The 25,867-nt window shown below is 58.8% G+C and carries 23 protein-coding genes; 6 read left to right on the top strand and 17 right to left on the bottom strand.

Annotation, left to right across the window (positions count from 1 at the left end; translation table 11 throughout):
• Positions 1 to 22: 22 nt before the first annotated feature.
• Complete coding sequence (locus RDK48_RS05025; protein WP_022658505.1) at positions 23 to 718, bottom strand: methionine ABC transporter permease; 696 nt, start codon at positions 716 to 718, stop codon at positions 23 to 25.
• Positions 715 to 1,695, bottom strand: coding sequence for a methionine ABC transporter ATP-binding protein (locus RDK48_RS05020; RefSeq protein ID WP_298992724.1), 981 nt, complete (start codon positions 1,693 to 1,695; stop codon positions 715 to 717). The genes RDK48_RS05025 and RDK48_RS05020 overlap by 4 nt, the downstream gene beginning before the upstream one ends.
• Before the next feature lie 364 nt (positions 1,696 to 2,059).
• Between RDK48_RS05020 and RDK48_RS05015 the strand changes: the two genes are divergently transcribed.
• Positions 2,060 to 3,118, top strand: a complete 1,059-nt coding sequence (locus tag RDK48_RS05015) for a 4Fe-4S binding protein (RefSeq protein WP_298992726.1) — start codon at positions 2,060 to 2,062, stop codon at positions 3,116 to 3,118.
• 94 nt (positions 3,119 to 3,212) lie between these two features.
• On the opposite strand, the gene RDK48_RS05010 is transcribed toward RDK48_RS05015, so the two are convergent.
• The 9 genes from RDK48_RS05010 to RDK48_RS04970 all read right to left on the bottom strand — a co-directional run bounded on the left by RDK48_RS05010 (position 3,213) and on the right by RDK48_RS04970 (position 13,213).
• Positions 3,213 to 5,282, bottom strand: a complete 2,070-nt coding sequence (locus tag RDK48_RS05010) for a cytochrome c3 family protein (protein ID WP_298992727.1) — start codon at positions 5,280 to 5,282, stop codon at positions 3,213 to 3,215.
• Positions 5,283 to 5,317: 35 nt separating this feature from the next.
• Positions 5,318 to 5,890, bottom strand: a complete 573-nt coding sequence (locus RDK48_RS05005) for a hypothetical protein (RefSeq protein ID WP_298992728.1) — start codon at positions 5,888 to 5,890, stop codon at positions 5,318 to 5,320.
• Positions 5,891 to 5,903: 13 nt separating this feature from the next.
• Positions 5,904 to 6,029 carry a hypothetical protein gene (locus RDK48_RS05000; RefSeq protein ID WP_022658500.1) on the bottom strand — a complete coding sequence of 42 codons (126 nt, stop codon included), beginning with the start codon at positions 6,027 to 6,029 and terminating at the stop codon, positions 5,904 to 5,906.
• Positions 6,030 to 6,042: 13 nt separating this feature from the next.
• Entirely contained in the window at positions 6,043 to 7,221 is a 1,179-nt protein-coding gene (nrfD, locus tag RDK48_RS04995) for an NrfD/PsrC family molybdoenzyme membrane anchor subunit (RefSeq protein ID WP_298992730.1), read from the bottom strand.
• A complete protein-coding gene (gene hmcB, locus RDK48_RS04990; RefSeq protein WP_298992732.1) occupies positions 7,215 to 8,225 on the bottom strand; it encodes a sulfate respiration complex iron-sulfur protein HmcB in 1,011 nt (336 codons plus the stop codon). The genes nrfD and hmcB overlap by 7 nt, the downstream gene beginning before the upstream one ends.
• Positions 8,226 to 8,321: 96 nt before the next feature.
• On the bottom strand, positions 8,322 to 9,320 hold the full coding sequence (locus RDK48_RS04985; RefSeq protein ID WP_298992734.1) for a hypothetical protein: 999 nt from the start codon (positions 9,318 to 9,320) through the stop codon (positions 8,322 to 8,324).
• 13 nt (positions 9,321 to 9,333) lie between these two features.
• Positions 9,334 to 11,442 (bottom strand): aldehyde ferredoxin oxidoreductase, encoded by a 2,109-nt coding sequence (locus RDK48_RS04980; RefSeq protein WP_215647756.1) that lies wholly within the window; start codon positions 11,440 to 11,442, stop codon positions 9,334 to 9,336.
• An 81-nt stretch (positions 11,443 to 11,523) separates the two neighbouring features.
• On the bottom strand, positions 11,524 to 12,291 hold the full coding sequence (locus tag RDK48_RS04975; protein WP_240824696.1) for a 4Fe-4S dicluster domain-containing protein: 768 nt from the start codon (positions 12,289 to 12,291) through the stop codon (positions 11,524 to 11,526).
• Between the two features lie 31 nt (positions 12,292 to 12,322).
• Positions 12,323 to 13,213, bottom strand: coding sequence for a formate dehydrogenase accessory sulfurtransferase FdhD (locus RDK48_RS04970; protein ID WP_298992739.1), 891 nt, complete (start codon positions 13,211 to 13,213; stop codon positions 12,323 to 12,325).
• Between the two features lie 542 nt (positions 13,214 to 13,755).
• On the opposite strand from RDK48_RS04970, the gene RDK48_RS04965 reads away from it, so the two are divergent.
• The 3 genes from RDK48_RS04965 (at position 13,756) to RDK48_RS04955 (ending at position 16,768) form a co-directional block, all read left to right on the top strand.
• Positions 13,756 to 15,045 (top strand): molybdopterin molybdotransferase MoeA, encoded by a 1,290-nt coding sequence (locus RDK48_RS04965; protein WP_298992741.1) that lies wholly within the window; start codon positions 13,756 to 13,758, stop codon positions 15,043 to 15,045.
• A 94-nt stretch (positions 15,046 to 15,139) separates the two neighbouring features.
• Entirely contained in the window at positions 15,140 to 16,027 is an 888-nt protein-coding gene (locus RDK48_RS04960; protein WP_298992743.1) for an AraC family transcriptional regulator, read from the top strand.
• A gap of 27 nt (positions 16,028 to 16,054) precedes the next feature.
• Positions 16,055 to 16,768 (top strand): LysE family translocator, encoded by a 714-nt coding sequence (locus RDK48_RS04955; RefSeq protein ID WP_298992745.1) that lies wholly within the window; start codon positions 16,055 to 16,057, stop codon positions 16,766 to 16,768.
• Positions 16,769 to 16,802: 34 nt separating this feature from the next.
• On the opposite strand, the gene RDK48_RS04950 is transcribed toward RDK48_RS04955, so the two are convergent.
• The 3 genes from RDK48_RS04950 to RDK48_RS04940 form a co-directional block, all read right to left on the bottom strand.
• Complete coding sequence (locus RDK48_RS04950) at positions 16,803 to 18,038, bottom strand: multidrug effflux MFS transporter (protein WP_298992747.1); 1,236 nt, start codon at positions 18,036 to 18,038, stop codon at positions 16,803 to 16,805.
• Positions 18,039 to 18,046: 8 nt separating this feature from the next.
• Complete coding sequence (locus tag RDK48_RS04945; RefSeq protein WP_298992749.1) at positions 18,047 to 18,649, bottom strand: TetR/AcrR family transcriptional regulator; 603 nt, start codon at positions 18,647 to 18,649, stop codon at positions 18,047 to 18,049.
• A gap of 207 nt (positions 18,650 to 18,856) precedes the next feature.
• Complete coding sequence (locus RDK48_RS04940) at positions 18,857 to 19,261, bottom strand: helix-turn-helix domain-containing protein (protein ID WP_298992751.1); 405 nt, start codon at positions 19,259 to 19,261, stop codon at positions 18,857 to 18,859.
• 137 nt (positions 19,262 to 19,398) lie between these two features.
• Here RDK48_RS04940 and RDK48_RS04935 point away from each other — a divergent pair, with 137 nt between their 5' ends.
• Positions 19,399 to 20,007, top strand: a complete 609-nt coding sequence (locus RDK48_RS04935; RefSeq protein ID WP_298992753.1) for an NAD(P)-dependent oxidoreductase — start codon at positions 19,399 to 19,401, stop codon at positions 20,005 to 20,007.
• A 24-nt stretch (positions 20,008 to 20,031) separates the two neighbouring features.
• Positions 20,032 to 20,499: an ester cyclase gene (locus RDK48_RS04930; protein WP_298992756.1), complete on the top strand. Its 468-nt coding sequence runs from the start codon at positions 20,032 to 20,034 to the stop codon at positions 20,497 to 20,499.
• Positions 20,500 to 20,617: 118 nt separating this feature from the next.
• Here RDK48_RS04930 and RDK48_RS04925 read toward each other — a convergent pair whose 3' ends face one another.
• The 3 genes from RDK48_RS04925 to RDK48_RS04915 form a co-directional block, all read right to left on the bottom strand.
• Positions 20,618 to 22,225 carry a DUF4139 domain-containing protein gene (locus RDK48_RS04925; RefSeq protein ID WP_298992759.1) on the bottom strand — a complete coding sequence of 536 codons (1,608 nt, stop codon included), beginning with the start codon at positions 22,223 to 22,225 and terminating at the stop codon, positions 20,618 to 20,620.
• A gap of 68 nt (positions 22,226 to 22,293) precedes the next feature.
• Positions 22,294 to 23,976: an energy-dependent translational throttle protein EttA gene (gene ettA / locus RDK48_RS04920; protein WP_298992762.1), complete on the bottom strand. Its 1,683-nt coding sequence runs from the start codon at positions 23,974 to 23,976 to the stop codon at positions 22,294 to 22,296.
• Between the two features lie 504 nt (positions 23,977 to 24,480).
• Positions 24,481 to 25,755, bottom strand: coding sequence for a serine dehydratase subunit alpha family protein (locus tag RDK48_RS04915; protein ID WP_298992765.1), 1,275 nt, complete (start codon positions 25,753 to 25,755; stop codon positions 24,481 to 24,483).
• Positions 25,756 to 25,867: the final 112 nt, after the last annotated feature.

The following is a 25,867-nucleotide window of genomic DNA, read 5'->3' as shown; positions in this document are numbered from 1 at the left end:
AGGTTCACACGCCGCCGCAGGCCTACCGCAAAATCTTGTACAGGAAATTGCAGACGCCCTGAATGAGCAGCACGAGAAGGCAGAGAATAATGACCGAATACACCATGATATCGACCTGAAAGCGGTTGTAGCCGTATTTGACGGCCAGATCGCCCAGCCCGCCGCCGCCCACGGTTCCGGCCATGGCCGAATACCCCAGCAGCGTAATGGCGATAACAGCCACGTTCAGCACAATGGAAGGCAATGCTTCAGGAATCAGCACGCGAAAGATAATCTGCGTGTTGCTGGCCCCAAAAGACCGCGCAGCTTCAATAACGCCCCTGTCCACCTCAAGAAAGCAGGTTTCGATAAGCCGCGCCACAAAGGGGGCGGCCGCGATGGTCAGCGGCACTATGGCCGCCGCGCTGCCAATGGAGGTGCCCACCACAAAACGGGTAAAGGGAATGAGCGCGATGAGCAGAATGATAAAGGGGAAGGAACGCAGCAGATTGACCACAAAATCCACGGCCTGATACACCGAACGGTTGGGCTTGAGGCCGATGGGATTGGTGACGATCATGAGGATAGCCAGCAAAAAGCCCGAAATGAGCGAAAACAGCGTGGAGAGCAGCACCATGTCCAGCGTTTCCCACGTTGCCGTAATAATTTCCGGCAGCTTGTCCAGAAACCGCTCCCACAGCGGGTAGTAGGCCGCAAGGCCGCTCATGTTCTCAATCATGCTAGTTCACCCGCGTTTTCAGAATAGGCCAGAATCTCCCAGAACAGGTTCTGCGTTTTCAGATAATGCAGCACTGCGTCCAGGTCTTTGTCCTGCACGTTGATGATAAGAAAGCCGAAAACATCGTCGAGGTAGCGTTCAAGCTTGCCGCCAACGATGGAAAAATCAATGCCCAGGGTGCGCGCCATCTGCGTGATGACGCTCTGCTGCGAAATTTCGCGCGGGAACATGAGGCGGATGTTGGTGCCGCCGGGAATGAGCGTGTACTCATCCTCCACCATGGCGTGCATTTCCTTGGTGGGCGACAGAAAGAGATTCTCCGTCTTGCCCATGGCCACGGTTTTGCCGCCGTCGAGCATGAGCAGGCTGTGGCAGAGGCGTTTGACCACTTCCATCTGGTGCGTAACCATGATGATGGTGAGGTTGAGCCGCCGGTTGATGTCTTCCAGCAGGTCGAGAATGGACGAAGTGGTCTTGGGATCAAGGGCGGAGGTGGCCTCGTCGCACAGCAGCACACGGGGATTGAGCGCCAGCGCACGGGCAATGCCCACGCGCTGCTTTTGCCCGCCGCTCAGGTTCTGCACGCGCTGTTTGGCCCTGTCGGCAAGGCCCACAAGCTCCAGCAGTTCCATAACGCGCTCTTCGCGCTTGGCAACGCCCCACAGCGAAAGCGGAAAAGCCACGTTGTCGAACACGTTTTTGCGGGACATGAGATTGAAATTCTGAAAAATCATGCCCATTTTGCTTTGCAGCATACGCAGGGCCGTGCCCTCAAGGGAGGCAACTTCAACGCCCATGACTTTGACACTGCCCATCTGGTAGGGTTCCAGGCCGTTAAGGCAGCGCAGCAAGGTGGACTTGCCCGCGCCGGAATGCCCCACTATGCCGAAAATCTCCCCCTCGTGCACGTGCATATTGATCTCTTGCAGCACAAGGTGACTTCCGTAGAGCTTGCCAAGATTGGTTACCTGAATCATGCGATGGTTCCTGAGCCTGTTTTCGGTGTCGCCAGACAATGCGATATTTGTCCGCGAAAGTAAAGAATTCACGCAGGCACAGCATGAATAACCCGGCATTCTACCCCAAGGCGGCGTTCAAAATCAAGCTGCCAGCGGAGGCCCCGCCTGCGGCGGCGCGCAGGGGCAAACAAGGCCCGTAATGCATTTCTTCGTGCGGGCAGTATCCGCTCTCTCTCGCGCATTTCTGTTGCCGCCCCCATTGCCGCCCCTGCGCCGAGGGAAGGCAGCCAGCATGTGATGCCGGTCATGGACAGCCATACGAGATGATGACACAACCAGTGGCGCAATTGTTTACTTGAACAGTCTGAAAGGATATTCCGCCATGAACCAATCTGCCGATTCCGCGCAAAGGGCTGCACAGCCCACAGCGCCAGCGTATACCCCCCTCACAAGCAAGCCTCCCAAACGCCGCCTCACCCCCACCCTGCTGCGACGCGGCATACAGGGCGCATTCGCCATTTTTCTTGTTTGGGTGGGCTGGAATTTTTACCTCTACGTGCAGTGGGCCACGGGAAAAAGCCAGATCTTCACGCCCAAACCGCCCTCGGTGGAAGGCTTTTTGCCCATCAGTGAACTCATGGCCGCGCGCCGCCTGTTTGAAACCGGCATGTGGGACGTAGTGCACCCCGCCGGGCTGACGCTCTTTTTGGCCATCGCCCTCATGGCCCTGCTGTTCCGCAAGGGATTTTGCGGCTATATCTGCCCTGTGGGTCTTGCCTCCAACCTGTTGGGCCGCCTTGGCGAGCGCCTGGGCCTGAACCGCAACCCGCCGCGCAAGCTGGAGCTGGCGCTCCAGGCCATCAAGTATATTCCACTGGTATTGCTCTGTTATTTCAGTTTTTTTGCCATGAGCGTAGACGAAATTGATGCCTTCATGGGCGCGCCCTTCAATATGGTGGCCGATTCAAGCATGCTGTTTTTCTTTTTGCGGGCTTCAACCACCACCTTGATTGTGGTTGGCGTGATTGTGGCGGCCTCGCTGGTGGCGCGCAATGCGTGGTGTCGTTTTCTCTGCCCTTACGGGGCGTTTTTAGGCATTCTGGCATTGGCAAGCCCGGTGGCGGTGCGCCGCAATGCGGCGACCTGTACGAGCTGCCGCCGCTGCCAGCGAGCCTGCCCTTCGGCCATCGCCGTGCACGAAAAAACGCGCGTCAATTCGCCGGAATGCCTTGGCTGCACCGCCTGTATTGAAGCCTGCCCGCAAAAAGACTGCCTCCATCTTTCTGCGGCCCGCAGCCGCGTGCCCTTCTGGACAGTTGCCGCTGGCTGCCTTGTGGTGCTTTTTGCCGCGTACCTCTGGGCCGTGGGCACCGGGCACTGGGTTTCAGAAATTCCCCCGGCCATGCTGCGGCGCTTCCACATGATCCAGTTTGGCGGATAGACGGTCATTCGCCTCAGAGACTTATAAAAAAAGCATGGCGGCAAAGGTTTTTCCTTTGCCGCCATGCTTTCATTTATGATTGGGCTTTAGCCTTTTACCAGACCGGGGCTTCCGCCGGGTCGCGCTTGATGTGGCAGGCCTGACAATCCGTTGCACGGGGCTTTTCAAGCTTCATGCGCGTGTGGCAGTCCATGCAGCGCTGGTGATAGGCAGCCTTGAGCAGGGGCCTGCCGTCCGGCATGGTAGTTACGCCAGCGGGCAAGTTTGCGGGATGGCACGAAACGCAGCGCGGCGGCGTCATGCCCTCTTTAAGGCGCGGGCTGTTGTGATGGCAGGCGGCGCACTCCAGACCATCCTTGGCATGCATGCCTTGCAGGCCTGCGGCCTTGCGGCCAATGCCAGCCCGCAGCTTTTGCAGATGCTGTGCATGGGCAAAGTCCACCGGGCGGAATTCCTTGCTCATGAGCTCTATGCGCACCTTTTCGGGCAGGCCGTCAGAAACAGGCCCAAGCTTGGGCTCGTCAATCACCTCCGCGGCTGACTGAGAGCCTTGAGCAGGAGGCGGCGTTACCGCCGGTTGCAAGGCCTTGGCCGCAGCAGCGTTGGCTGCCGGGTCGGGCTTTGCAGTCTGATTTTTGTCCGGCGGCGGCAACAGGATGGCAGAAGACGCAAGCGCTGCTTCCGAGGCATCGGCAGACTGCTGCGCAGCCTTCACTGCGGCCTCCACGGGCAGCAGGATAGCCGCGGGCGCAAGCTTGGCGTTCTGCTGGGCATTCTGGGCGGGCAGGCTTTGCGGCAGGGCCGGGGCTTCCAGCCCAACAGTTCCGTTTGCCTTCTCTGCGGCCTGGGGCGAAGGCAGATTGCTGGGCAGCATCAGCCCCACAGTGCCCTTCACGCCGGGGGCGGCGCGGTGGCAGAAGGCGCAGTTGCTGCCGCTCTTGCTCACGGGCCTTGGCGTATGGCAACCCGCGCATTCCGGCGCGGAGGTGGTCAGGCTGGTGTGGCAGTTCACGCAGGAGTTTTTGGACGTAACAGAGTGCATGGCCTGCGCCAGCGGAATATTCTTGCCCTTGGGGTCTCCGCTGGGCGTGTGGCAGGTGATGCACGACTGCTTGACGCTGGTGTGGTGGCAATCCACGCAGTTGAGCGCCCTTTCGTGCAGGCCGTGGTCAAAAGGCACGGCAGGCATGACCGTAGGCCATTTGGGCCCCTGCGGATACAGAGGCGAAAGCGGCACCTGAGGCGGCGTGACCTTGTCGGTCAGCACCACGCCCGTGGGCCTGTTCATGGTCATGATGGAGGGGCTGGCCTCAAAGCGGGGCAAGGCCTCAAAGCGCGCCTTGTCATGACAGGTGGCGCAGTCCACAGGGCCGTGCGGCAGCTTCTGCTCCGCCAGCGAAGCGTGACACTTCATGCATACTTCATGCGCGGCGGCGCGCAGGGGCGGCGGCGTATAGGCGGCATCTTTGGTGGCAAGTGCCGAACCGGGGCCGCTTTCGTGACAGGTGCGGCATGAATCGATATTTGGCGGCAAGGTGGGTGAAAAATCCTTGGCATGGTGACAGGTGACGCAACGCTGGGGATCATTCTCTGCCAGTATTGCACCGGGGGCCAGACCGGGCTGCGCCTTTACAGGGAACGCGCCGGAGGTCAGATGCCGCTGGTGCAGGGAGGCGTCCATCTGCGGTTTGTAAGGCTTTTGCACGGGCAACTTTGCGGCATCGGCGATGGTGTGACAATCGCGACACTGCGCCAAGGACGGCCCAGCGCCCTTTTGCGCATGGCACGTGGCGCAGGCCGCATGAAAGGCTTCCTTGCGCGCGGCAGGATCGCTGGAATTCATGCCCGCAAAGGCGCTGAACACCGGCGTTTGCATAATATTGACCGGCAGGCCCGCGCTGTTCTTCTCCACGCCGGGGCCAGCCGCGTGGCAGCTCGCACAGGCGTTGGCCTTGGCATGGGCCGCATGGTCAAAGGCCACAACAGGCATTTTAAGCTCCTTGGCACGCTGACCGCCAAGGTAGATGGTGTTGCCCGCCAGAGGCGCAGAAGCTGCCTGGACACCAACAGCAGAAAAACACAGCGCCACGGCAAACACTGCACTGGCGGCCACAAACCGCATGGCGCAAGCAGAAACGAGGGCTGTACTACATATGGTTCGCATTAACTCCCCCTTGGGGACTTTGATCAGAAAAACCATCAGCGCAGCAACCGTGCAAACTGGCAACGGGGCGCACACCACAAAAAAACATGCCCGGCAACAAGGTGCAGCAAGAGCCAGAGTCCATACCCCGGTATGCCCGAGCGGGCAAGCAGGCCCGTAAACGGCAGCAGCACCAGCAGGGCCATAAGTCGCCAGTCCGCCTTGGTGGCGGCAACGCGCAGGTCGGCCAGCAGTAGGTGACGCAACGGCAGGGCCAGCGCCCCAAGCGTCAGCAGCACAGCAAGGCCGTCAGCCCAGCGAAAGGCCATGCCCGGCCAGTCAAAGCCCAGGCCGCGCCCGATAAGCACCGCATGGCCGGGGGCAAACAGCACCACCACCAGAGCCATAAACAGCAGCCAAAAAATGGCGTCGTTGACCAGCACGCGCACAGGCCACTGCCCGCGCAGCAGATCAAGCGGCACAAGGCGCGCGCGCCAGCGGGCCGCGAAATCCGCGGGATTGCAGCCGCTGGCCTTGCACTGGCGCAGGCGCAGCACGCACCCGGCCAGACATCCCAGCAGGGATATGAGCAGCCCCCAGCCAGTGAGAAAGGATATCAGCGTTGTCATAACGTGCTCCAGCCTAATCCTTGCCGTTCAGAAAGAGGTAAAAGCCCAGCAGGCCGAACAGGGCAAAGCAGATGAAAATAAACATCCAGCCCGTGCCGGACATCAGGGATGCGTAAAGGGAATAAAATACCGTTTGCATGGCGTCCTCCCTGTCAGGCTTCGGGTTTGTAGTCAGGGTGATCGCGCAATACGGGCATCTTGGCGCACACAAAGCGGTACACCGTCACAAGCCCCACCAGCATGAACAGTGAAAGCGTGATCTCGCCCAGCGAGGGAAAATACTTGAGGTGCGTGGGCAGATTGTAGTTGTAGGCCACAAGGCTCACGTCCATGCGGTTGAGCATGACCCCAAACACAGCCAGCCCCGCCGCAAGGCGGATCATGCCGTAACGCCGCTCGCGCACGCCTACGGCAAGCATGAAGGCAGGCACGATGACCAGGGCCATTTCCAGCAGCCACAAGAGGCCGTAACCGCTGAACACGTACTTCCAGCCATTGTCGAGCGTGAGGCCGCCGATCTTGATGACAAAATAGCCCATCATCACCAGCGAAGCGCCCCGCGCAAGGCTCAGGCTCACGCCGTCAAAGCTCTTGGCGTGGTTTTCGTCCATGTACTTGTGCATGCCCGCGTGGGCCAGCGTGCCTTCAAAGATCACCATGGAAAGCCCGGCGTAGAGGCTCGACACAAAGAAATACACGGGCAGCCATGACGAGTACCACAGGGGGTGCATCTTGGAGGGAACCATCACATACAGCCCGCCCAGCGAAGACTGGTGCAGGGTGGAAAGGATGATGCCCAGCGCCACCAGCGGCATGATCAGCTTCATGAGCATGGCGCGCAGCTTGTTCCACCCCAACCACTCGCAGGGGATCACAAACCACAGCACAGCCATGACGCAGAGGTAAAAGAACTCGCACACGCCCACGGTAAACAGGAGCGATGTGGTGCCCTGCGACACAAAGACGGGATACGGCAGCCGCCAGGGCTGGCCCACGTCGTACAGCAGGTCGGCGATGACAAAGGCGTAGCCGAAAAAAGCCGTGGTCAGCGCGGGCCGCCACATGGAACGCAGATTGTTGAAGCCGAAGATGTAGTAGCCCGCCGCCAGCGTAAAGCCGCCAGCAGCAAGGGCCACGCCGCACAAGAGGTCAAAGCCGATCCACAGGCCCCAAGGATAGTAATCATCAAGATTTGTGACTGCGCCGATGCCCCAGCCAAAGCGCATGACCGTGGCCACAGCTCCGCAGAACAATATGACGGCGGTGATGATGTTGCCCGGCGTGTTGAGCAGGCCAAGCGTATTTTTCAGCAGTTCCGAAGGCTTCAGCATTGTCCGCCTCCCTGGCCCTTTTCAGGATTATGGTCAGCGGGCTTGCAGCCGCAGGCTTGTGAATCGTTTTCTGCATGGGCGTCAGCGCAGCTCTGGCCTTTTGCCTGCTGGGCTCCCTCGCTGCGGGCCTGCTCCACCATTTTTTTGTAATGCTTGCTCATGGAATACGCACCGCCCAGGATCACCGGCCATATACCGGCAATAACGGCAATGGAGCCAAGCATGCCGCGCGTAAGTTCCGGCGCGGAAACAGCGGGCACATCCGGCTGCCCCAGATCGGCATGCGGCACGGGCGAGAGATACAGCCAGTTGGTGCCGCCCATCTCGTGCTCGCCATAGATGTGGTCTTCGTACATGCCGGGATTGTCCATGATGCGGCGGCGGGCCAGTTTGACAAGGTCGCTGCGCCGCCCAAAGACCAGAGCCTCCTTGGGGCAGGCCTCCACGCAGCCGGGCAACAGGCCCTGCTTGAGGCGCGGGGCGCACATGGTGCATTTGTACACCAAGGGGTTCCAGGCGTTGTTGTAGTCGTAGGCAGGCACGTAGAAAGGACAGGCCATCATGCAGTAGCGGCACCCCACGCAGAGCTTGGGGTTGTACACTACCGGGCCTTCCTCTGTTTTTACAAAGGCTTTGACAAAACAGGCCGAAGCGCAGGCCGGTTCCTGACAATGATTGCACTGCAACTTGCGGAACACGGGGGCATGCCCTTCGGGCTGATATTTGTTGACCACCGTATAGGCCTTGAATGTGGGCCTGCGGGTCTGCTCAAATACCGAGCTGTCGTCAACGGGCTTCTCCAGAGGCGGCAGCACGTCAGCATTGACCTTCTGGCAGCCTTCCTCGCACTTGCGGCAGCCGATGCAGCGCACTGAATCGTGCAGCACGCCCACGGCATCGGGGCTGCCGTCATAGACAAAGGGGGCTGCCCCGGCAGCACCGGGAAGCGCTGCTCCGGCCACGCCGCCGAGGCCCAATATTTTCAAAAACTGTCTGCGCCGCATGGCGATCCTCCCCTGCTTGCGCATTGCATCATTTCATGCCCCATGTCTGCCGTGGGGCAAGCCGCCAAGGCGGCGCCGTAAACACGCCCCTGCGGCCTATGGGCTGGCAATGGCCCCCACGTCCTCTTTTTCCGCCAGAAAGGCGGCGTAATCCTCATCGAGGTAGCGGGTGGAATACAGATACACCGTGCCCACGGAGCTTTCCGTAAACCTGATGTCCGCGTATTCCCCGGTTTCCGCCATATCGCGCAGGCACTGCTGCAAGGCTTCGGCCTCAAAAAGAAAAGGCGGGTATTCAAATATCTCAAGGGGCACAGGTCGGGGGTAGTCGCGCGAGCTGTCGCGCACCACGCTGGCGACCTGCACCATCCGGTTGTTGGCTGTGGAAAGAATACCCGCATACAGGCTGCTCATCTGCGGCTTGTAATGATAGTATTCCTTGCTGTCCCAGGCGGTAAAAGCCGCCACGTCTTCACTTTCGGCCAGCAGTTCGGCCAGCAGGGCCACCGCGTACTCGCGCTCCACCACGCGGGGAGCGGCAGCGGCCTCTGCGGGTTCCGCTACGGGTGCAGATTCCGTTGCCTGCGCCGGGTCAGCTCCTGGCTCCGCCAGCGCCTCTGCGGGATGCAGCAGCGAACTCAGCAACTGCCTGCGGCTCAGCAGACGGCGGGTTTTGCGCAGACCCGGCACTTCCGGGTCAGGGGCCGAGCCGGGCTGGGCCTTTTCCATGGCCTTGATGCGGGCCATATCTGCGGTCACGGTCTGGGAATCCGGCCCTTCAAAACGCGGGTCGGGCAAAGCTTCCAGCTCCTGACGCACCTGGGCAACGGTAACGGGCGGCGCAAGCGCCGCGCGTTCCATAAAAGCGGCCAGCAGTTCATCGGCGGTCACAAGGCGTTCATCACTGCTGAAATCGGCCAGTGTTTCCACCAGCAGCACCTTGTCGGCCTTGCGCTGATCCACCAGTCGGCGGCCTTCGGCCTCTTCTACCTGATGGGTGGTGCCGATTGGCTCCGTTTCCGGAGCGGCTACGCCGCCCCCGTCAAAGGGGGCGGCCGCCTGCGTCTGATTCTGGGCCTGATTCTGATCGTTCATAGGCTCTCCAAGGTTACGCGCCGGGGACCAGCTTTTCCTTGGTCATGGTATCGGCCACGTCATTGAGGCCCAGCGAACGGTAGTGGTTCGCGCTGGGCAGGCCGGATTTCACATCCCAGCCCTGCACTTCGTAGAACAGGTCGAGGCTCTTTTCGATATCGGCCTTGTCCATGCGGATGGTGCCCTTGGTGAAGGGAGCCTTGTTCTTTTTGTCTTCAAACAGCCAGTTGGGGTACTGGTCGTGCTTTTTGCGCATGTCCGTGGTCTGCATCTGGCGCGCGGTATAGGCGCGGTGCAGGTTAAAGGCGCGCTCTGCGCAGCGGTCCAGTTCCTTGACGTCCAGGTTGTGCCCGGTGAGGACGCGGTAGTATTTGCTCTCAAGGCTGTTGTCGCCCATGTAGCCATCCTGCTTGTTGGGTGTGGAAATCCACGGCCCCATCCAGTTGCAGAATGAAAGCATGTCGTGCAGTTCCTTGCGCTCGATGGACCACTTGGCGCGGATCATCTTGTACTTGTTGGTGGGCTTGTAGTCGCCGATGGCGTCCACCGCGTCGGCAGAACCCCAGAAGTGCTCGGCAAGGCGCTTTTGCACATCAATGGGCAGGCCGCTGCGCACAAAGTTGCAGTTGGAGTGGCACATGGGGTCGCGGTTGTACTGGGTGTTGATGACGCACCCGGTCTGGCCGTCGTCCTCGTTGGCGTGATGCTTGGGGTGCCCCATCTTCCAGTAGACTGTGCGGTGATCGTCCTTCCACTTTTCTTCGGGGATGCCCATTTTTTCAAGCATGTAGCCAGTGCCCATGCCCAGAAGCTGGCCGAACTCGCCTTCCTTGTAGGCAATGCGATGCACGGCTGTCTTGATGAATTCGGGATTGCAGGCGTCCACCATTTCCCAGGGTATGGACTTGTATTCGTCCGCGCCGAGCTTCTGCTTCCAGATGCCGTCTTCGTACATATTGCTGAAATCGCGGAACAACTGGCCGTAGTTTTCCCACACGCCCAGATCGTCCATGAGTTCAATGCCCACAAAACCGGCCTGCCGCGCAAGATCGCTCTTTTTGCGCGAAAGCTTGGGGAACCACTCACGCCCGCCAAACATGCCCACGCAGGTATTGAACTGAATGGGGCTGACGCCGAACTTGGCCGCCGTGTCTTCGTCCTTCATCACTGTATAACAGCGGATGGGGCAGGAAAAACAGCCGTTGTTGCGCACGGTGTACTGCCACACATTGTCGCCCAGAAAATAGGCGGCATTGTTGGTGCGGTACGAAATGCGGTTGAGCGAACGCACATCGTTTGTAAGGGTAACGGGGGCTTCAGATGCGCCCCAGCGCTTGCCCGGCGCGCCCACCCAGCGGGAACCGGCATCCCAGTACTCAAAAAGCGGACTGGGGAAGTTGGGAACCACATGCTGATTGTTGGCGCCGATGATGGTGCGATGGTAGTTGATGAGCTTTTCCCAGTCGGCCTTGTCGCCCGCAATGTGCACGGGCTGGCTGCCCTGAAGGGCAATGGCCTTGAGCATCTTGGAGCCCATGACGGCCCCGATGCCACAGCCTGCGGTGTGGGCGCGGCTGTTGACCACCACGGAATACGGAACCAGATTTTCACCGGCAGGCCCGATGGCGGCAACGGTACCGTCAGCCCCCACTTCTTCGCTGATAACGCGGGTGGTGCGGCGGGTGCCCTGGCCCCACACGTGGCTGGCATCCTTGAGCCACGCCTTGCCATCGCGCACATGCAACCACACGGGGCGCTCGGCCTTGCCCTCAATGATGAGGAAGTCGTAGCCCGCGTATTTCAGGTGCTCGGCAAAGTTGCCGCCCATATGACCGGAACCGATGAGGTGCTGCGGCCACGAAACAGGCATGATGGTGGTAACCGCCGTGCGTCCGCTGCACAAAGCGCCCGTACCGGCCAGCGGCCCCACGGCAAAAACTATCTTGTTGGCTTCGTCATAAGCCTTGGTCTTGGGGGGGACTTCGTCCCAAAAAACCTTGTAGCCAAGGCCCGTGCCGCCAATAAGGTCAAGATACTGATAGGTGTCTTCAACAGTGATGCGGCCCGTACTCAGATTGACCCGCAGGCCCTTGCCCTGATAACCGCCAAATTTCCTTGCCATAAATTCCTCCGGCTCGCTGATGGAGCGTACTTCCTGTGAATGCCCGCTGCGCCTCGCTCTGCAAGGTGCAAGGGGTGCGCGCTACTGCTCGTATTTGAGGTTACGCGGCCCGCCGGGCGATTCCACATGGCAGGCGTTGCAGGCGGCGCGGCGGTCATCGGGCACCATAAGCGAAAACGAACCGCGCGTGGTGGCCTCGCGGGTGCGGTCGCTCCACGGCACATAGCGCAGTGCGGCTGCCGGGCAGGCATCCACGCACTTGGGCGCGCCATTGCACAAAAAGCACTTGTCGGCCTTGCCCTGCTCTTCATCAAAGGTCATCACGCCCCAGGGACAGGCCTTCTGGCACAGGCGGCAGCCCACGCAGCGGTCTTTGAGCACCATGCGGGTGCCCGTGCCCTTTTGAGCGATAATGGCATTTTGCGGGCAGGCCGTGGCGCAGGGCACCGGGTGCGGACACTGCTTGCAGGTATCCTGAATCACCAGCGAACCTGAGCCGTAGATGCCCTTGGTGGTGTTTTCCAGCCCGCCCTCCGGCCCAAACATGGCATTGCGGCTTATTTTGATGCGCGCAAGTTTGGGGTCGGCCTTGCCGTCGTTGAATTCCGTACAGGCAAGCTCGCACCGCTGACAGCACACGCAGAGGGTGGGGTCGCCCACGATCATGCCGGCTGCTTTTTCCATAATCACCAGTGGCGAGGCCTTCATGGTGGCCAGAGCCTCGGAAGCTTGCAGCGTGGCCAGCCCAAGGGCCGCGCAGGAAGTTACCTTGATGAATCCACGGCGCGAAAGGTTTTCGAGCAGCATATCTTCATCGGCACGTTTCAGTTTGCTCAGCATATCAGCCATACAGCGCTCCTTGTCATGATCGACAACGGCATCACGGCAGCACAAGCTGCCCGTTTTCATGATATATGTGCATGCTGCCGGACTTTACATTGCCCAGCAGAGTCAACCCGGTTGCGCGCGCCATGTCCACAGCACGCGACATGGCACGAGAAAGAGAAGCAAAAACAGGCACGCCAATGCGCACCGCCTTTTGCGCGATTTCAGAGGCAATGCGCCCACTGCTGATTATCATATGATCAGCGGGGTTCAGCCCTTCCACAAGCATGTAGCCCACAAGGGTATCAATGGCGTTATGGCGGCCAATATCAAGGCAATAAAAAACCATGCCCTGCCTGTTGAGCAGAGCTGCGTTGTGGCAGCCACCAGTCTGGTGGAATACTTCGGAGCGTTCTTCCAGCTCTTGCGCGGCCCGCAGAATGACGCGCGGCTCCCAGCTGGGAACTTTCGCGCGCGGCATGCAGCGCAGTTTTCGGGCTGCCAGGGGAATGTTCCAGCCCATGGCCGAAGTGATGGTGAGCTTGGGGGCGGCCTGCTCCGTAGAACCAGCCGCCTTGCTACAGCAGGCCCCGCGCAGCAGCACGTCCACCCGCACTTCTTCCGCCCCATCGGGAGACGTTGCCCCTGAGGCGGCGACAGGCAATGGCGTTACGTCCACCCCGGCGAGATCATGCAGGCTTTCAATAACACCGCAGGAATAGAGAAATCCCGGCACAAGGTAGCGCAAATGCTGCCCCGAACAGGCCACGCGCACAAAGGGCACGCCGTTGACATGCATGGTCAGCGTCTGCTCACGGCACGACAAAAATACGGACGGCGCAACCTTGCCGTTGCTGTAGGTCAGGATATCGTAACTGCGCACCGTGGCTGGGGGAGAAGCCAGCGGCAGAACATCACCTGCAATTGTGTTTTTGAGCAAAGCCATAGCACCCCTTCCTTTACTATGCGGAGCCGCTGTTTTCACGGAGGCGGCAATTCCCGGCAATCCACAACGCCTGCCAGCGTGTGCCAAAGTTCATGGCAACCTGCGCCCTGGTCGGCCCGAGGCATCAGATTGTGGTCTAATACAAATTTGTTCTTTTTTTCACATCATTCCCGCAATGAACAATGTGCTCTTTTTAATTCTGGCTGATATTTTGTATGCTGGTAACAGGTGGAGAGGAAACCCTGAGCCAAATGTTGCCCGTAAACGGTGAGGGGGGATACCGCGTGGAAAACGTATTAACTCGCGCAACTGGTTGGCTCTGCGCAACAATTACCTGACAACCTTCATGGTTTTTATTGTTTGCGTGAACAAAGCTTAGGTAAATCGCTTTGTGCAGTCAAGCTCATGTGTTATTTTTCACCACGTTAAACATTTTTTAACATACTAAAATATAACAATATTTACAATTCCATTGTAAATTACTATAGTTACAAAAATAAAAAATCAGCCAGTGGAGTGCAATCCACAAGGAAGGTCACGGCGTGTCCCTGTATTTTTGCCTGCGGGAAACTGCGGATATTACCGCCTTTATTGCAGGAGCAAACCCCTTGCAGCCTGAACCTGTACCCGTAAACGCTGCCCTTGGCAGGGTGCTTGCCGCAGATATGCATGCGCCTGTTCCCTGCCCTTCCACGCACCGTTCCACACGCGATGGCTATGCGGTGTGCGCCGCAGACATTGCCGGTGCAACCCCCGTAGCCCCAGTGCTGCTACACATGACGGGAGAAAGCCGCATGGGCAGGCCCTGCGGCGGCACGCTGCAAAAAGGCGAGGCATGGCGCGTCTACACTGGTAGTACCTTGCCCAAAGGCGCTGACGCCGTGCTTATGCAGGAATTTGCAACGCTGGGGGATCAGCCGGCAGACTCAAAGGATGCTCCGCCAATGGTGGCAGTTTCCGCCCCGTGCGCAGTGGGGGAAAATATCCTTGCGCCCGGTGCGGACATGCCTCAGGGCGCGCTGCTGGCACAGGCGGGAACGAGGCTTGGGGCGCACCATATGGCCCTGCTTGCGCAATTTTTCAAAGAGGTACCGCTGCACCGCAAGCCCGTGCTGGGAGTTCTTTCCACTGGTGACGAGTTTTGCGATTCTGACCCGCAGAACGGCTTTGCCGCCTGCCAGAGCAATACCAATGCCCTGCTTCTGGAGGGACTGGCCACCTCTCTGGGCGCGCGCTGCCTGCACCTCGGCATTGCGCCGGACAATGCGCAGGCTCTGGGTCAGCATCTGCACGCGGCCTTGCCCGGCGGCCCCACGCCTTGCGACGTTATTGTGGTTATTGGCGGTTCCTCCGGCGGCAAACGCGATTTCAGCGCCCAGGCCATAGCAGGCCTGCCGGACTGCGAGATATGCGGGCATGACCAGAGGGTAAGCAGTGGCCGCCCTCTCACCCTTGCGCGTGTGGGGCAGACAGCCATATGGGGCTTGCCGGGGCATTCACTCAGCCTTGCGCTGGCTGCGCAGGTTTTTCTGGCACCGCTACTGCAAAGGCTCGCCGGGCAGCAGGCCTCGCCGCAGCATATGAACTTGCAACCAGTTGTGCTGGCACGCCTTGGCATTGCCCTGCCTGTGGAGGGAAACGCTCCAACCCACTACCCCGTGATGTTGGGGCGTGAGCATGGGCGCGTGACAGCCTGGCCCGTTGCCGCTGGCACTGGCAAAACCGCCGTGCTGCGCGACATGGACGGCTGGATAACCATGCCCGGCAGCGATGATATGTCCAAAGGCGGTTTGCGCCGTGGCGCAGCAGTGCGCGTGCGCCTCTTTGCCTGACCCCCTGCACGTATGCTCAGGGCGGCACCCGCTTGCCATGCCGTATGGCTATGACTACACTTGCAGGCACATCAACTGCAAACGGTGAAAAGCCATGCCCCCCCGCCCTTCTGCCCCACAGCAAACCTTCATTTCGCCGGACAAGTATCCGTATCTTGAGGTGCGCACCACGCTGCAAAGCACCCTGCCCTACGCCGAGCACTTCCATTCGGCTTTTTCTTTCGGCCTGATTCTTGAGGGCGGCACCTGCTTTACGCTCATGGGGCGAGCGCATGAAGCGCTCAAGGGCGACATCGCCCTGATTGCCCCCGGCCTGCCGCACAGTTGCAATCCTCTGCACGGCAAGGCGCGCAGCTACCTTATGGCCTATTTTGACGCGGCATGGTTTGCGCGCAACATTTGCCGCCCCCTGGGCATAGCCGAAGCGTATGAAGTAACGCCGCCCGTTGTGCGCGACCCGGCGCTTTTTCAGCAAGGGATGGCCGCCATGGAGGCTTTTTGCAACGGTGCGGACGATGCGGAAATACGCTTTGTGACGCTTTTCAGGCAGCTTCAATGGGGATACGGCTGCCTCGCCAACAGTGCTGAACATGCTGGTAAAAAGAGGGACTATCCCCTTGCCGCCACAAACATTCTGCTGGCCGCCGACAGCGCGCCCGTGGCAGAGGAAAACGGCCCGCATGAAACAGATCATGCGCCCGTTACATCTTTGGCCCGCAGGGCTGGCCTGCGGCGCGAGAGCTTTTCGCGCGCATTCCGCCGCACAGCGGGCTTGCCGCCCAAGGCGTGGCTGCACTGCCTGCGGCTTGAAAAGGCCCGCGCCATGTTGCGTCAGGGCAAAAGCATTGCCGATGCGGCCCTGGCGGCAGGCTATGCCGATCAAAGCCACTTTCACCGCATGTTTGTAAAATTTTATTCCGTCACGCCGGGCTGCTATCAGCGGGGGCGATCACATTCGTACAATACGCGCAAACAAAAATAGGGTGTGCTGTCCGCAAGGAGGCCACCCATGTCTGTTTCCACACTGATCCCCGCTGCGTTTCCTGCCCTTGCGCTGGCGCACTTTCTTGCCCTGCTCAGCCCCGGCCCGGATTTTTTTCTCATTATTGGTCATGCCGTGCGGCATCGGTTGCGCGGTTCTCTGTTTATCTGCATTGGTATCGCCCTGGGCAATGCCCTGTATATCTGCCTGGCGGTTTCCGGCTGGTCTGTCATGCGGCAAATGCCCGCCCTGTACCGGGTGCTGGAGCTTGCGGGCGCGGCCTATCTGGCATGGCTGGGCTTTTTGCTGCTGCGGGCCAGCCGGGAGGCTGCCAACAACAAGCCCGCGCCAAACCAGCCCACACCAGACCAGCACGCGCCAAGCCAACCTTCACATAACCAGACAGGCAGCCTCGCCACAGGCCATGCAAGCCCCCTCTCTCCCGGCAGGCAACTGCTCACGGGGCTTGGCTCTGCTCTGCTCAACCCCAAGAACGCGGTTTTTTACCTCACGCTCATGACGGTCATCCTCGGCCCCACCGCCACCCTGCCGCAGCAGGCCTTTGCCGGAGTGTGGATGACCCTGCTGGTCTTTGCCTGGGATGCCGCCCTTGCCGCCGCCATATCGCTGCCCGGCGCGCAGCGGGCGTTGGAAAAACGTATTCCGCTTATTGAAGGGCTGGCAGGGCTGACGCTTGCCAGTATTGCCCTCTGGCTGACGCTACGGCCCCTGTTTGGCTGATGACTGCAACATCACAAATGAACCTGCCGCGGAATCAGCAATTTCGTTGTTCCACGATAATTTTCTGATCTGTGTTTGCGCCTTTGTAATGTGCAAACAGACAAATGGCGCAACTCAACAAACCGCATATCAAAATTGCCAACGGCAACTGCATGGCATTTTGCGGCAGCATACTTGCGGCGTACCCTATCACGGCAGAAATCAGATACTGCGCTGCGCCCATAAATGAAGATGCAATACCAGCCTGCCCCTTGATGCTGTTCATGGTGAGCGCAGTCATGTTGCCGAATACGGCCCCCAATGCCCCCACAGCCAGAGCAGTCAGCGCCGCGTATGACCAAAGATCGGGCTGTCCAACCATGACAAAAAACAGCAGGGCCAGACCCGCAAACGTATGGATAGCCAGCCCGAAGAACATTATCGATTCCTCGCGAAACGCCCTTTTAAGCAGTATTGAACTGATTTGCCCCCCCAAAACCAGAGCCACGGAGTTTCCCGCAAAAAGATAGCTGAACTGGCTGGGAGTTAACGAAAAATGCCCGGTGAACACAAAGGCGGAGCTGCTGATATACGTAAACAGCGACCCAAGCACACACCCGCCAGCCAGAGTATATGCAACAAAAGCTGCCGAGCGGGTAATACCGGCATATCCCGTAATAACTGCATGCAGGTTGAAGGGCACGCGATTGTTTTGTGGCAATGAGTCGGGGAGCGTCTTCCATCCCCAGATGAATCCTGCAACAGATATGAGAGCCAGTGCTCCAAACACAAAACGCCACCCGCCATGCCCAAGCAAAAAACTGCCGATGATGGGAGCCATAATGGGGGCGATCATCATCACCTGCATCAAAATGGAGAATATCAACGCGGACTCGGTGACGCTGCACATATCCGTAACAATGGCGCGGGGAGTCACAAGACCCGCTGACGCCCCAATGGCCTGAATAAATCTGGCAACCAGCAACCACTGCAAACTAGGGGAAAGTGCTGCCAATATGGAACCAACAGCAAATATCCCTATCCCCGCGAGCAGCGGCGCGCGGCGCCCAAAACTGTCGAGCAATGGGCCGTAAATGGCTTGACCAAAGGCTAGACCGCAAAGAAAAACGGAAAGGGTCAATTGGATTTTTCCGGCAGAAACCGCCATGTGCTCTGCAATAACAGGCATGGCTGGCAGATACATGTCGATGGCCATGGCATCAAGCGCTGTCAACAATGCGAGAATTACAACCAGTGATGTTCCGAGTTTTTGACTCTGTCCTTTCAGCATATCTTTCTTCAATCCCGTAATCCGGCCAGACGGAGAGAATCTGAAAGCAGACGGAACATCGCCTGCAATCGGGAATCTATGCCCTGAGCGTCCGTGTAAATCAGTTTGACGTGCAGGCTGTCAACAATACCCAGATAGGCATGCCCGAACGTATTTGCCTCGGCTCTCAGCAGGTCTTCATCTTGCGTTTTGCCGCACAACAACCTCTGCACAAAGGCGGAAAAAATATTGCCCAGATACTCCTCGTACCCGGCATCAATATCCGCCCCAAGGCACACCGGTGGGAAATAGGCAGCCCTCAACAAAAAGCGTAATTCTGCTGACGAGATATAACGCGACTCTAGTTCAGAGCAATATCTGAATCCAGGTAAATCACGTGACGATTCTTCTCTGAATGACTGATTCACAAATTCTGTTTCAGATTTCAAGGCGTCCGCAAATACAATCATAAAAAGTTCATTTTTACCTGAAACATGAGAATAAAGCGAGGCCTTGCGTATGCCGACTTCTTCGGCAATGTCATTCAATGATGAAGCATCATACCCACGCCTTGCAAAATGCTCTACCGCAACCTTGCAGATTTTGTTCATTGATGGTGACTTGTCATTCATCACTTGCCCCCCGTTTTATCTGCTCATTTTTTCTGAGTGAGCAAAAATCTCACCATAAACTTGCCCTGACTGACTACCTACCGGAAGGTAGTCAGTCAAGCACAAATTAATCTCCGCATGGGCGGCCCATGCGGAGATTAATGGAGCAACTCGCGAAAAAATTTGTGTTCTCAAGGCTTACGGCAAAAATTCCGGCAGGATCAATCTTCAGCGAGGAGCATAGGGAGAGCCTGGATTGTTCTTTTCGGTGTGCATAACTCGCGCATTGCAGATAGCTCGGTGGTTTACTGCTGCCCAGGCTACTAACTGCTTCATGGGCACAAGAAACGACTTCCCGAGATCATCCAGATTGTATTCGACTCTTGGCGGCACTTCCGGGTAAACGGTTCGCTGAATGTACCCATCCTGCTCAAGGTGCTTGAGTGTTTTTGACAACATCTGTTTGGAGATGTCACCAAGCTCGCGGAGCAGTTCACTGAACCGCAAGGTTCTACCTTCCAGCGCCTCAAGAATCAGCAGACTCCACTGGTCGCCTATGCGATCAAGAACATCCCGGATTGGGCAAGGTTGTTCAAATTCGTTTGCGGTTGCGTGCGATCCAACCTCTTTCATAATTCCCCCCGCTGACAATGGTCACATTTTGATGACCTGATAATTTTGCCGTGACTTCTTGCGCGCTTTCTCTTTTCACGTATACCTTAGTCTCGAATGCATACCTTGTATCAAATCGAAACCATAAGGACAATATCATGAAAATCGCACTCATTGGCGCTTCAGGAAATGCAGGCTCACAGATACTTGCCGAGCTTTCCCGTCGTGGGCATCAGATCACGGCCATTGCCCGCCATCCGGAAAAAATCGCCCAGCTTCCAGGCGTTTCACCCGTTAAAGGAGATGTATACGATTCGGAAAACCTGCCCAATCTGTTGCGTGGGCATGACGTTGTTGCAAGCGCAGTCTATTTTTCTGCGAGCGACCCGCAACTGCTTATCAATGCAGTGCGCAGCGCGGGCGTTGCACGGTATATGGTAGTTGGTGGCGCTGGCAGTCTCGAAGTTGCGCCCGGCAAGCGGTTGATGGATCAGCCCGATTTTCCGGAGGCGTACAAGAAGGAAGCTTCAGGTGGAGCAAAATTTCTGCAACTCTTACGCGAAACAACCGATCTGGAATGGACCTTCCTTTCACCGTCGGCCATGTTCATCCATGGTGAGCGCACCGGAATTTTTCGTCTGGGTGAAGACCAGTTGCTGACCAATGCCAATGGTTCAAGTATTTCCTTTGAAGACTATGCCATAGCATTTGTTGATGAACTGGAACATCCACAACACGTGCGCAAACGCTTCACTGTAGGCTACTAACCCACTGACCGAACGGGAGACAACATGTTTCGCAGCATCATTATGACGTTTCTGCTTGCCCTGACCGCACTTACCGGCGGGCAGGCCGTAGCGCAGGATACCCGGCGCGACCTCGCGACAGAGGAAGCCAACCTCAAGCTGGTCGTCAACTTTTACGAGCAGTTTTTCAACGAACATGAAGTAGCCCGCGCTGCCGAGGTTGTCAGCGAAAACTACAAACAGCATAACCCTGAAGTGCCGGATGGCAAAAAGCCTTTTGTGGACTACTTCAGCCAGTTTTTTAAGGAAACGGCGCAGTCGAAAGCACGCATAGTGCGCACTGCTACGTCTGGTGATCTGGTCTGGTTGCAGGTCCACTCCACCAATTCCCCTTCGGATAGAGGACAGGCGGTTCTTGATATATTCCGCGTCAAGAACGGTAAAATCGTGGAGCACTGGGATATCATTCAGGATGTCCCAGCCCAATCTGCCAACGAAAATAGCATGTTCTAGACAACCGTTCTTGTAGCCGAGAGCGCAGCAAGAGCAACCAACAACCTGTTGCAGAGTAAAAGGCCCGCGTTACAGCAACGCGGGCCTTTATCATTAGTAATTTTTGATGGATATAACCCTAGGGCGCATCGGGATTCAACTCAATCTCCACAGGCGAGGTGATGGTCAGCTCATGCTTGACCTCGGCCTTGCCGCCCGCTGGCGCATCCACATTCCAGAACAGCAGATGTTCCTTGGCATCCTGCTGGGCCTGCGGCTTGTCGCGGTAGGTCACGGTAACGCCCTGATCCACCAGCATGGGCATGGGCCGCTCAAGGCGCACCGTCACGGCCCTGTCGCGGGTGTTGCGCACGGTATACGTCCAGCCCCATGTCCAGGTACGGCTCTTGCCGATAAAGCCCTTTTCGCCGCGCTGGCGCAAATCGGCAACGGCATTGACCTGTACGCGCGGATCCGCGCCAAAGTAGAGCGTAACCTCGTTGCCTTTGGGGCGGAACTGCCCCATGCCCACGCTCTGCCCGTCCACGCTGAATTCGGCCTGCCCGTCAGGCCAGGCTTGCCCCTCGGGCAGGGTGTGACGCGCCATGAGCCACACGCGGCTGTCGCCCACGGAGGGACGCGCCAGCCACTGCAAAGGAGCCTTCCATTCATCCGCCAACACCAGCAGGCGCGAGCGGCCTTCGGGCAAGCCCTTTTCTCCGGGCGTCCAGGCGGCGTACATACCGCTGGTATCGGCTTCCACTGGCGCAACAGGAGCGGGGGCAGCTTCGGGCATGGCGGCATCCGCTGCCATCAGCATGCGCGGGGCCGCCTTGGCAAGGGGCTGGGCCACGGGCTGAGGCTGCGAATCAATCACCCAGTGCGGCAAAGGCATGGGTTCACGCGGGCCTTGCCCGCGGGAAACAAGCGTCAGGCGCGTGTCTGTCCAGTCCATGCCGGAAAACTGCCACACCTCGGCCATAAAGCGCACGCTCACGGCATCGCCCTTGCCCTTGTCGGGCTGCACGTCAAAAACATAGGCGGGCCGCCAGCCGCAATTGCGCAGCGTATAACTGTAACGCACAGGCAGCGTTGTTGCGGATACCTGCTTTTGCAGGGTGATCAGCACTGTCTGCCCAAGCTCGGGGCTTGGCGGCAACTGCTGCAACTCCTGCTTCAGCAGGGCCAGACGGCGCTCCAGCTCGGCCTTTTCGTAGCTGAGGGCTGGCACTACCTCGGCCATGCGCTTTTCGCGCTGGGTCATATCCTGAAAGCTGCCCTCGGCGGGCGCGCCTTCCCACAATGCCAGCTGGGCCCTTACGGCCTCAAGCTTGCCCGCAAGGGTCATCAACGCGTGCTGGCGCTCTTCGCGCAGTTTGGCAAGATTGCCGCCCTGATCGAGTGTTTGGGGCAAAAATGCCCAGCGTACGATGGTATGGCCCGGTATGGATATCTGAAAATTTTCGGCCCCGGCGGGCAGGACCACGCGCACCTGACTTGCGCCATCGGCGGAAACCACAGGTGCCTGCTGCTCCACCTCAAGCAACCCGCCGGAAGGCGTGAGGCGCGCGGCCTGCGGCGCTGCTGGAGTGTTGGGCAAGGCTGCGGCCTGCGTGCTCAAAGGGAACAAACTGCTCAATAAACACAGCGCCAGAGCAGGCAGCGCATGTCGCCAGCTGGCAGATTTGCGGCAAATGCCAAGACTGGAAAGGAAAAAACGCAGGGGAGAAAGGACGGTGTACGACATTGGCCCTCCGGCGAAAACCGCCGCATACAAAGCCGCCGCGCCGCAAGATGCAGCGCGGCGGCGGGCGGCTAACGCGTCAGTTTGCGGTACTTGATGCGGTGCGGCGTGTCGGCATCTTTGCCGAGCCGCTTTTTACGGTCTTCTTCGTAGTCCGTATAGTTGCCTTCATAAAACACCACGCTGGAATCGCCTTCAAAGGCCATGATGTGGGTGGCCACGCGGTCGAGGAACCAGCGGTCATGGCTGATGACCAGCACGCAACCGGCAAAGTTGTCCAGTGCGTCTTCAAGGGCGCGCATGGTGTTTACGTCAATATCGTTGGTGGGTTCGTCAAGCAGCAGCACGTTTGCGCCGGACTTGAGCATGCAGGCCAGGTGTACACGGTTGCGTTCACCGCCCGAAAGCACGTCCACCTTCTTCTGTTGGTCAGCGCCGTGGAAGTTGAAGCGCGTGCAGTAGGCGCGTGCGTTGACTTCACGCCCGCCCAGCTTGATGACTTCTGCGCCGTCGCTGATGACCTCATACACGGTCTTGCCGGGGGTGAGGGATTCGCGGCCCTGGTCCACATAGGCAAACTGCACTGTTTCGCCCACCTTGAGCGTGCCGGTGTCGGGCTTTTCCTGCCCCACAAGCATCTTGAACAGGGTGGTCTTGCCCGCGCCGTTGGGGCCGATAATGCCCACAATGGCGCCGGGGGGGATGATGGCGTTGACGTTTTCCATCAGTTCCCTGTCGCCCATGCCCTTGCTGACGCCTTCAAGCTCAAAGACAACCTTGCCAAGGCGCTGCCCCGGCGGAATGTAGATTTCCAGATCGGGCGCGCGCTTTTCACTCTCGTGCGAGAGCATGGCCTCGTAGGCGTTAAGACGTGCCTTGCCCTTGGCGTGGCGGCCCTTGGCCGACATACGCACCCATTCCAGTTCGCGTTGCAGGGTCTTCTGGCGGTCGGCTTCGGTTCTTTCTTCGTTGGCAAGGCGCTTCTGCTTTTGCTCCAGCCAGGAAGAATAGTTGCCCTTCCACGGAATGCCCCGGCCACGGTCCAGTTCCAGAATCCAGCCCGCCACATTGTCGAGGAAGTAGCGGTCATGGGTAACGGCAATGACAGTACCGGGGAAGGTGGAAAGGAAGCGTTCCAGCCATGCCACCGATTCGGCGTCAAGGTGGTTGGTGGGTTCGTCAAGCAGCAGGATGTCGGGCGATTCCAGCAGCAGGCGGCACAGGGCCACGCGGCGGCGCTCACCACCCGAAATCTGGGCAACGGGCATGTCGCCGGGGGGGCAGCGCAGGGCGTCCATGGCCATTTCAAGGCGCGAATCCAGATCCCAGACGTTCTTGGCGTCCATGAGTTCCTGCACTTCGGCCTGACGGGCGATGAGGGCGTCCATCTCGTCCGCTTCCATTGGCTCGGCGAACTTGGCGTTGATTTCTTCAAATTCGCGGGCAATGGCGGTGAGGTCGCTCACGCCGTCTTCAACCACTTCGCGCACGGTGCGGGTTTCACCCTTGAGCGGCTCCTGTTCCAGATAGCCGATGGTGTAGCCCGGGGCCAGCACGGTCTTGCCGTCAAAGGCCTGATCCACGCCCGCCAGAATGCGCAGCAGGCTGGATTTACCCGCGCCGTTCAGACCAAGCACGCCGATTTTGGCCCCGTAAAAGTACGAAAGAGAAATGTCTTTCAGCACTTCCTTCTGGCCATGACGCTTGGTGACGCGGATCATGGAATAAATAATCTTGTCCGGTTCGTTACTCATGATGCTCCTCAAAATTTGGTGACGCTTCCGGCCCTGCGGCGTTTGAGATAACGCGGGGCGAAGCGCGCGCCAAATGGGCGCGCTGGATTGATGACAAACCCGGCCATGCAGGCCAAGGGTTTGCGCCGCCAAAACGGCAGCTCCGTCAGGCGGATAAAACGGGTGCCCTGTGCTGGCAGGCCGCAGACATATGCGGGTTGCCGCGCACGGCGTGCAGAGGAAGCCTTTGGTCAAACAGAGAGGCCCTCAGGCCCGCCAGACTCGCCAATGCACTGGGCGCTCGTGTAATATATGAGCCTATCCGTTAGCGGATTCTTTTTCAAGTGGCCTTGCGCTCCAACAAAGACGCTCCCTGTGCAGAACTGCGATCTGCGGCCCACCACCACAAAAGCAAGCGCGCCTGTCGGGCTCAAACCCGGCAGGCGCGGCAATGGCGCAGGCAAACACAGCATGGCTGTAGATATGGCGCAGGATCAGGCGCAGGACCAAGCCCAGGCCCGCCGCCTAATCAATCATGATATGCAGCACTTCAATATCCGTTTCGCGCATGCCCTCGCGGGCCAGACGGGAGACACTGCGGATGGTTTCTTCCACATCGCCCTTCACAATGCCCTCGCCCGCAGGAAAAACCTTGCCCTGCATGGAGAGATCGTGCGCGGTGATGGCGGCATCCACTGCCGAGGATATTTTGGCCGCGCAGGAGCTTTTGGCACCATCGCACACAATGCCCGACACATTGACCAGCGTATTGATGATGGTGTCGGCGATCTGCTGATAGCTGCCGCCGTGCATCCAGGTAATGGCCGCCCCGCTGCCGCAGGCTGCGCTGACCGCCCCGCAGTAGGCCGAAAGCCTGCCAATGCCCGACTTGTTGTGTATGGCCACAAGATTGCTGATGAGCAGCGCCCGGTAAAGCTTTTCGTCCGGCAGGCCAAGTTCGCGGGCGTATTCAATGACCGGCAGCGAAACCGTAATGCCCTGATTGCCGCTGCCGGAATTGATGATGACCGGCAGATCGCTGCCGCCCATGCGGGCATCGGAGCCAGCGGCTGCCACCGCCGTGGCCCGGGTGCGCACATCGCTGCCGCGCGAATCAAGCAGGGAGCGGCCAACACCCATGGAATACTGGTGGCTCAGGCCTTCAACGGCAATATTGCTGTTGCACAGAATCTGCTTGTCCAGAATATCGCGCACATCGTCGATATTGCAGTTCTCGGCAAAATCAAGAATTCCGGCGATACTCATGAAAGCGCGGCTTTCTTCATGACTCTGCACATCAGGCTTGTATTCCCCGCCCTCAAGAATCTTGCCGTTCTTTTCAATGCGCACCACGTTGGTGTGTTCTTCGGCAATTTCCACCACGGCGCTGCTTTCGCCCGCCGCCGCCGTTACCTGAATGTGCAGGTTAACAATGCTCTTGAGCAGCTCCACAGTGCAGAATCCCGCCGCCACAAGCTGACGGGCGCGCTCCGCATCCGCCGGGGTGACCGGGGTGAGCACCTGCAACTGCAAGTCGGGGTTGCCCCCCACCGCGCCGAGCGCGGCAGCAACAGCAATGCCCTTCTGTCCGCCGGAATTGGGCACAACAACGCTCTTGGCGTTCTTGATCATGTTCCCGCTGCAAGCCACTGTCAGGCGGTCGGGAAAGGTTCCGAGAACCTTTGTCGCCAGCGCTCCGGCAAAGGCAATGGCAATGGGTTCGGTGCAGCCCTGGGCCGGGATCAGCTCTTCGCGCAGGATTTCGAGATATTTTGCGTAGGTATCCATAGTATCCATCATGGTCATATGCGCCCAGTAAGCGAACGCAACTATGCCCCATGTCAGTTTGTATTGTCCTTGGTCTGCCTGCGGTCAGGGAGAAAACTCAGCCAGTACCGTTGCGCCGCCCTTT

It is taken from the genome of uncultured Desulfovibrio sp. (genome assembly GCF_902477725.1).
Classification (GTDB): domain Bacteria; phylum Desulfobacterota; class Desulfovibrionia; order Desulfovibrionales; family Desulfovibrionaceae; genus Desulfovibrio.
Note: the sequence above shows the minus strand (reverse complement) of the source record. Positions and strands in the feature narration are given on the sequence as shown.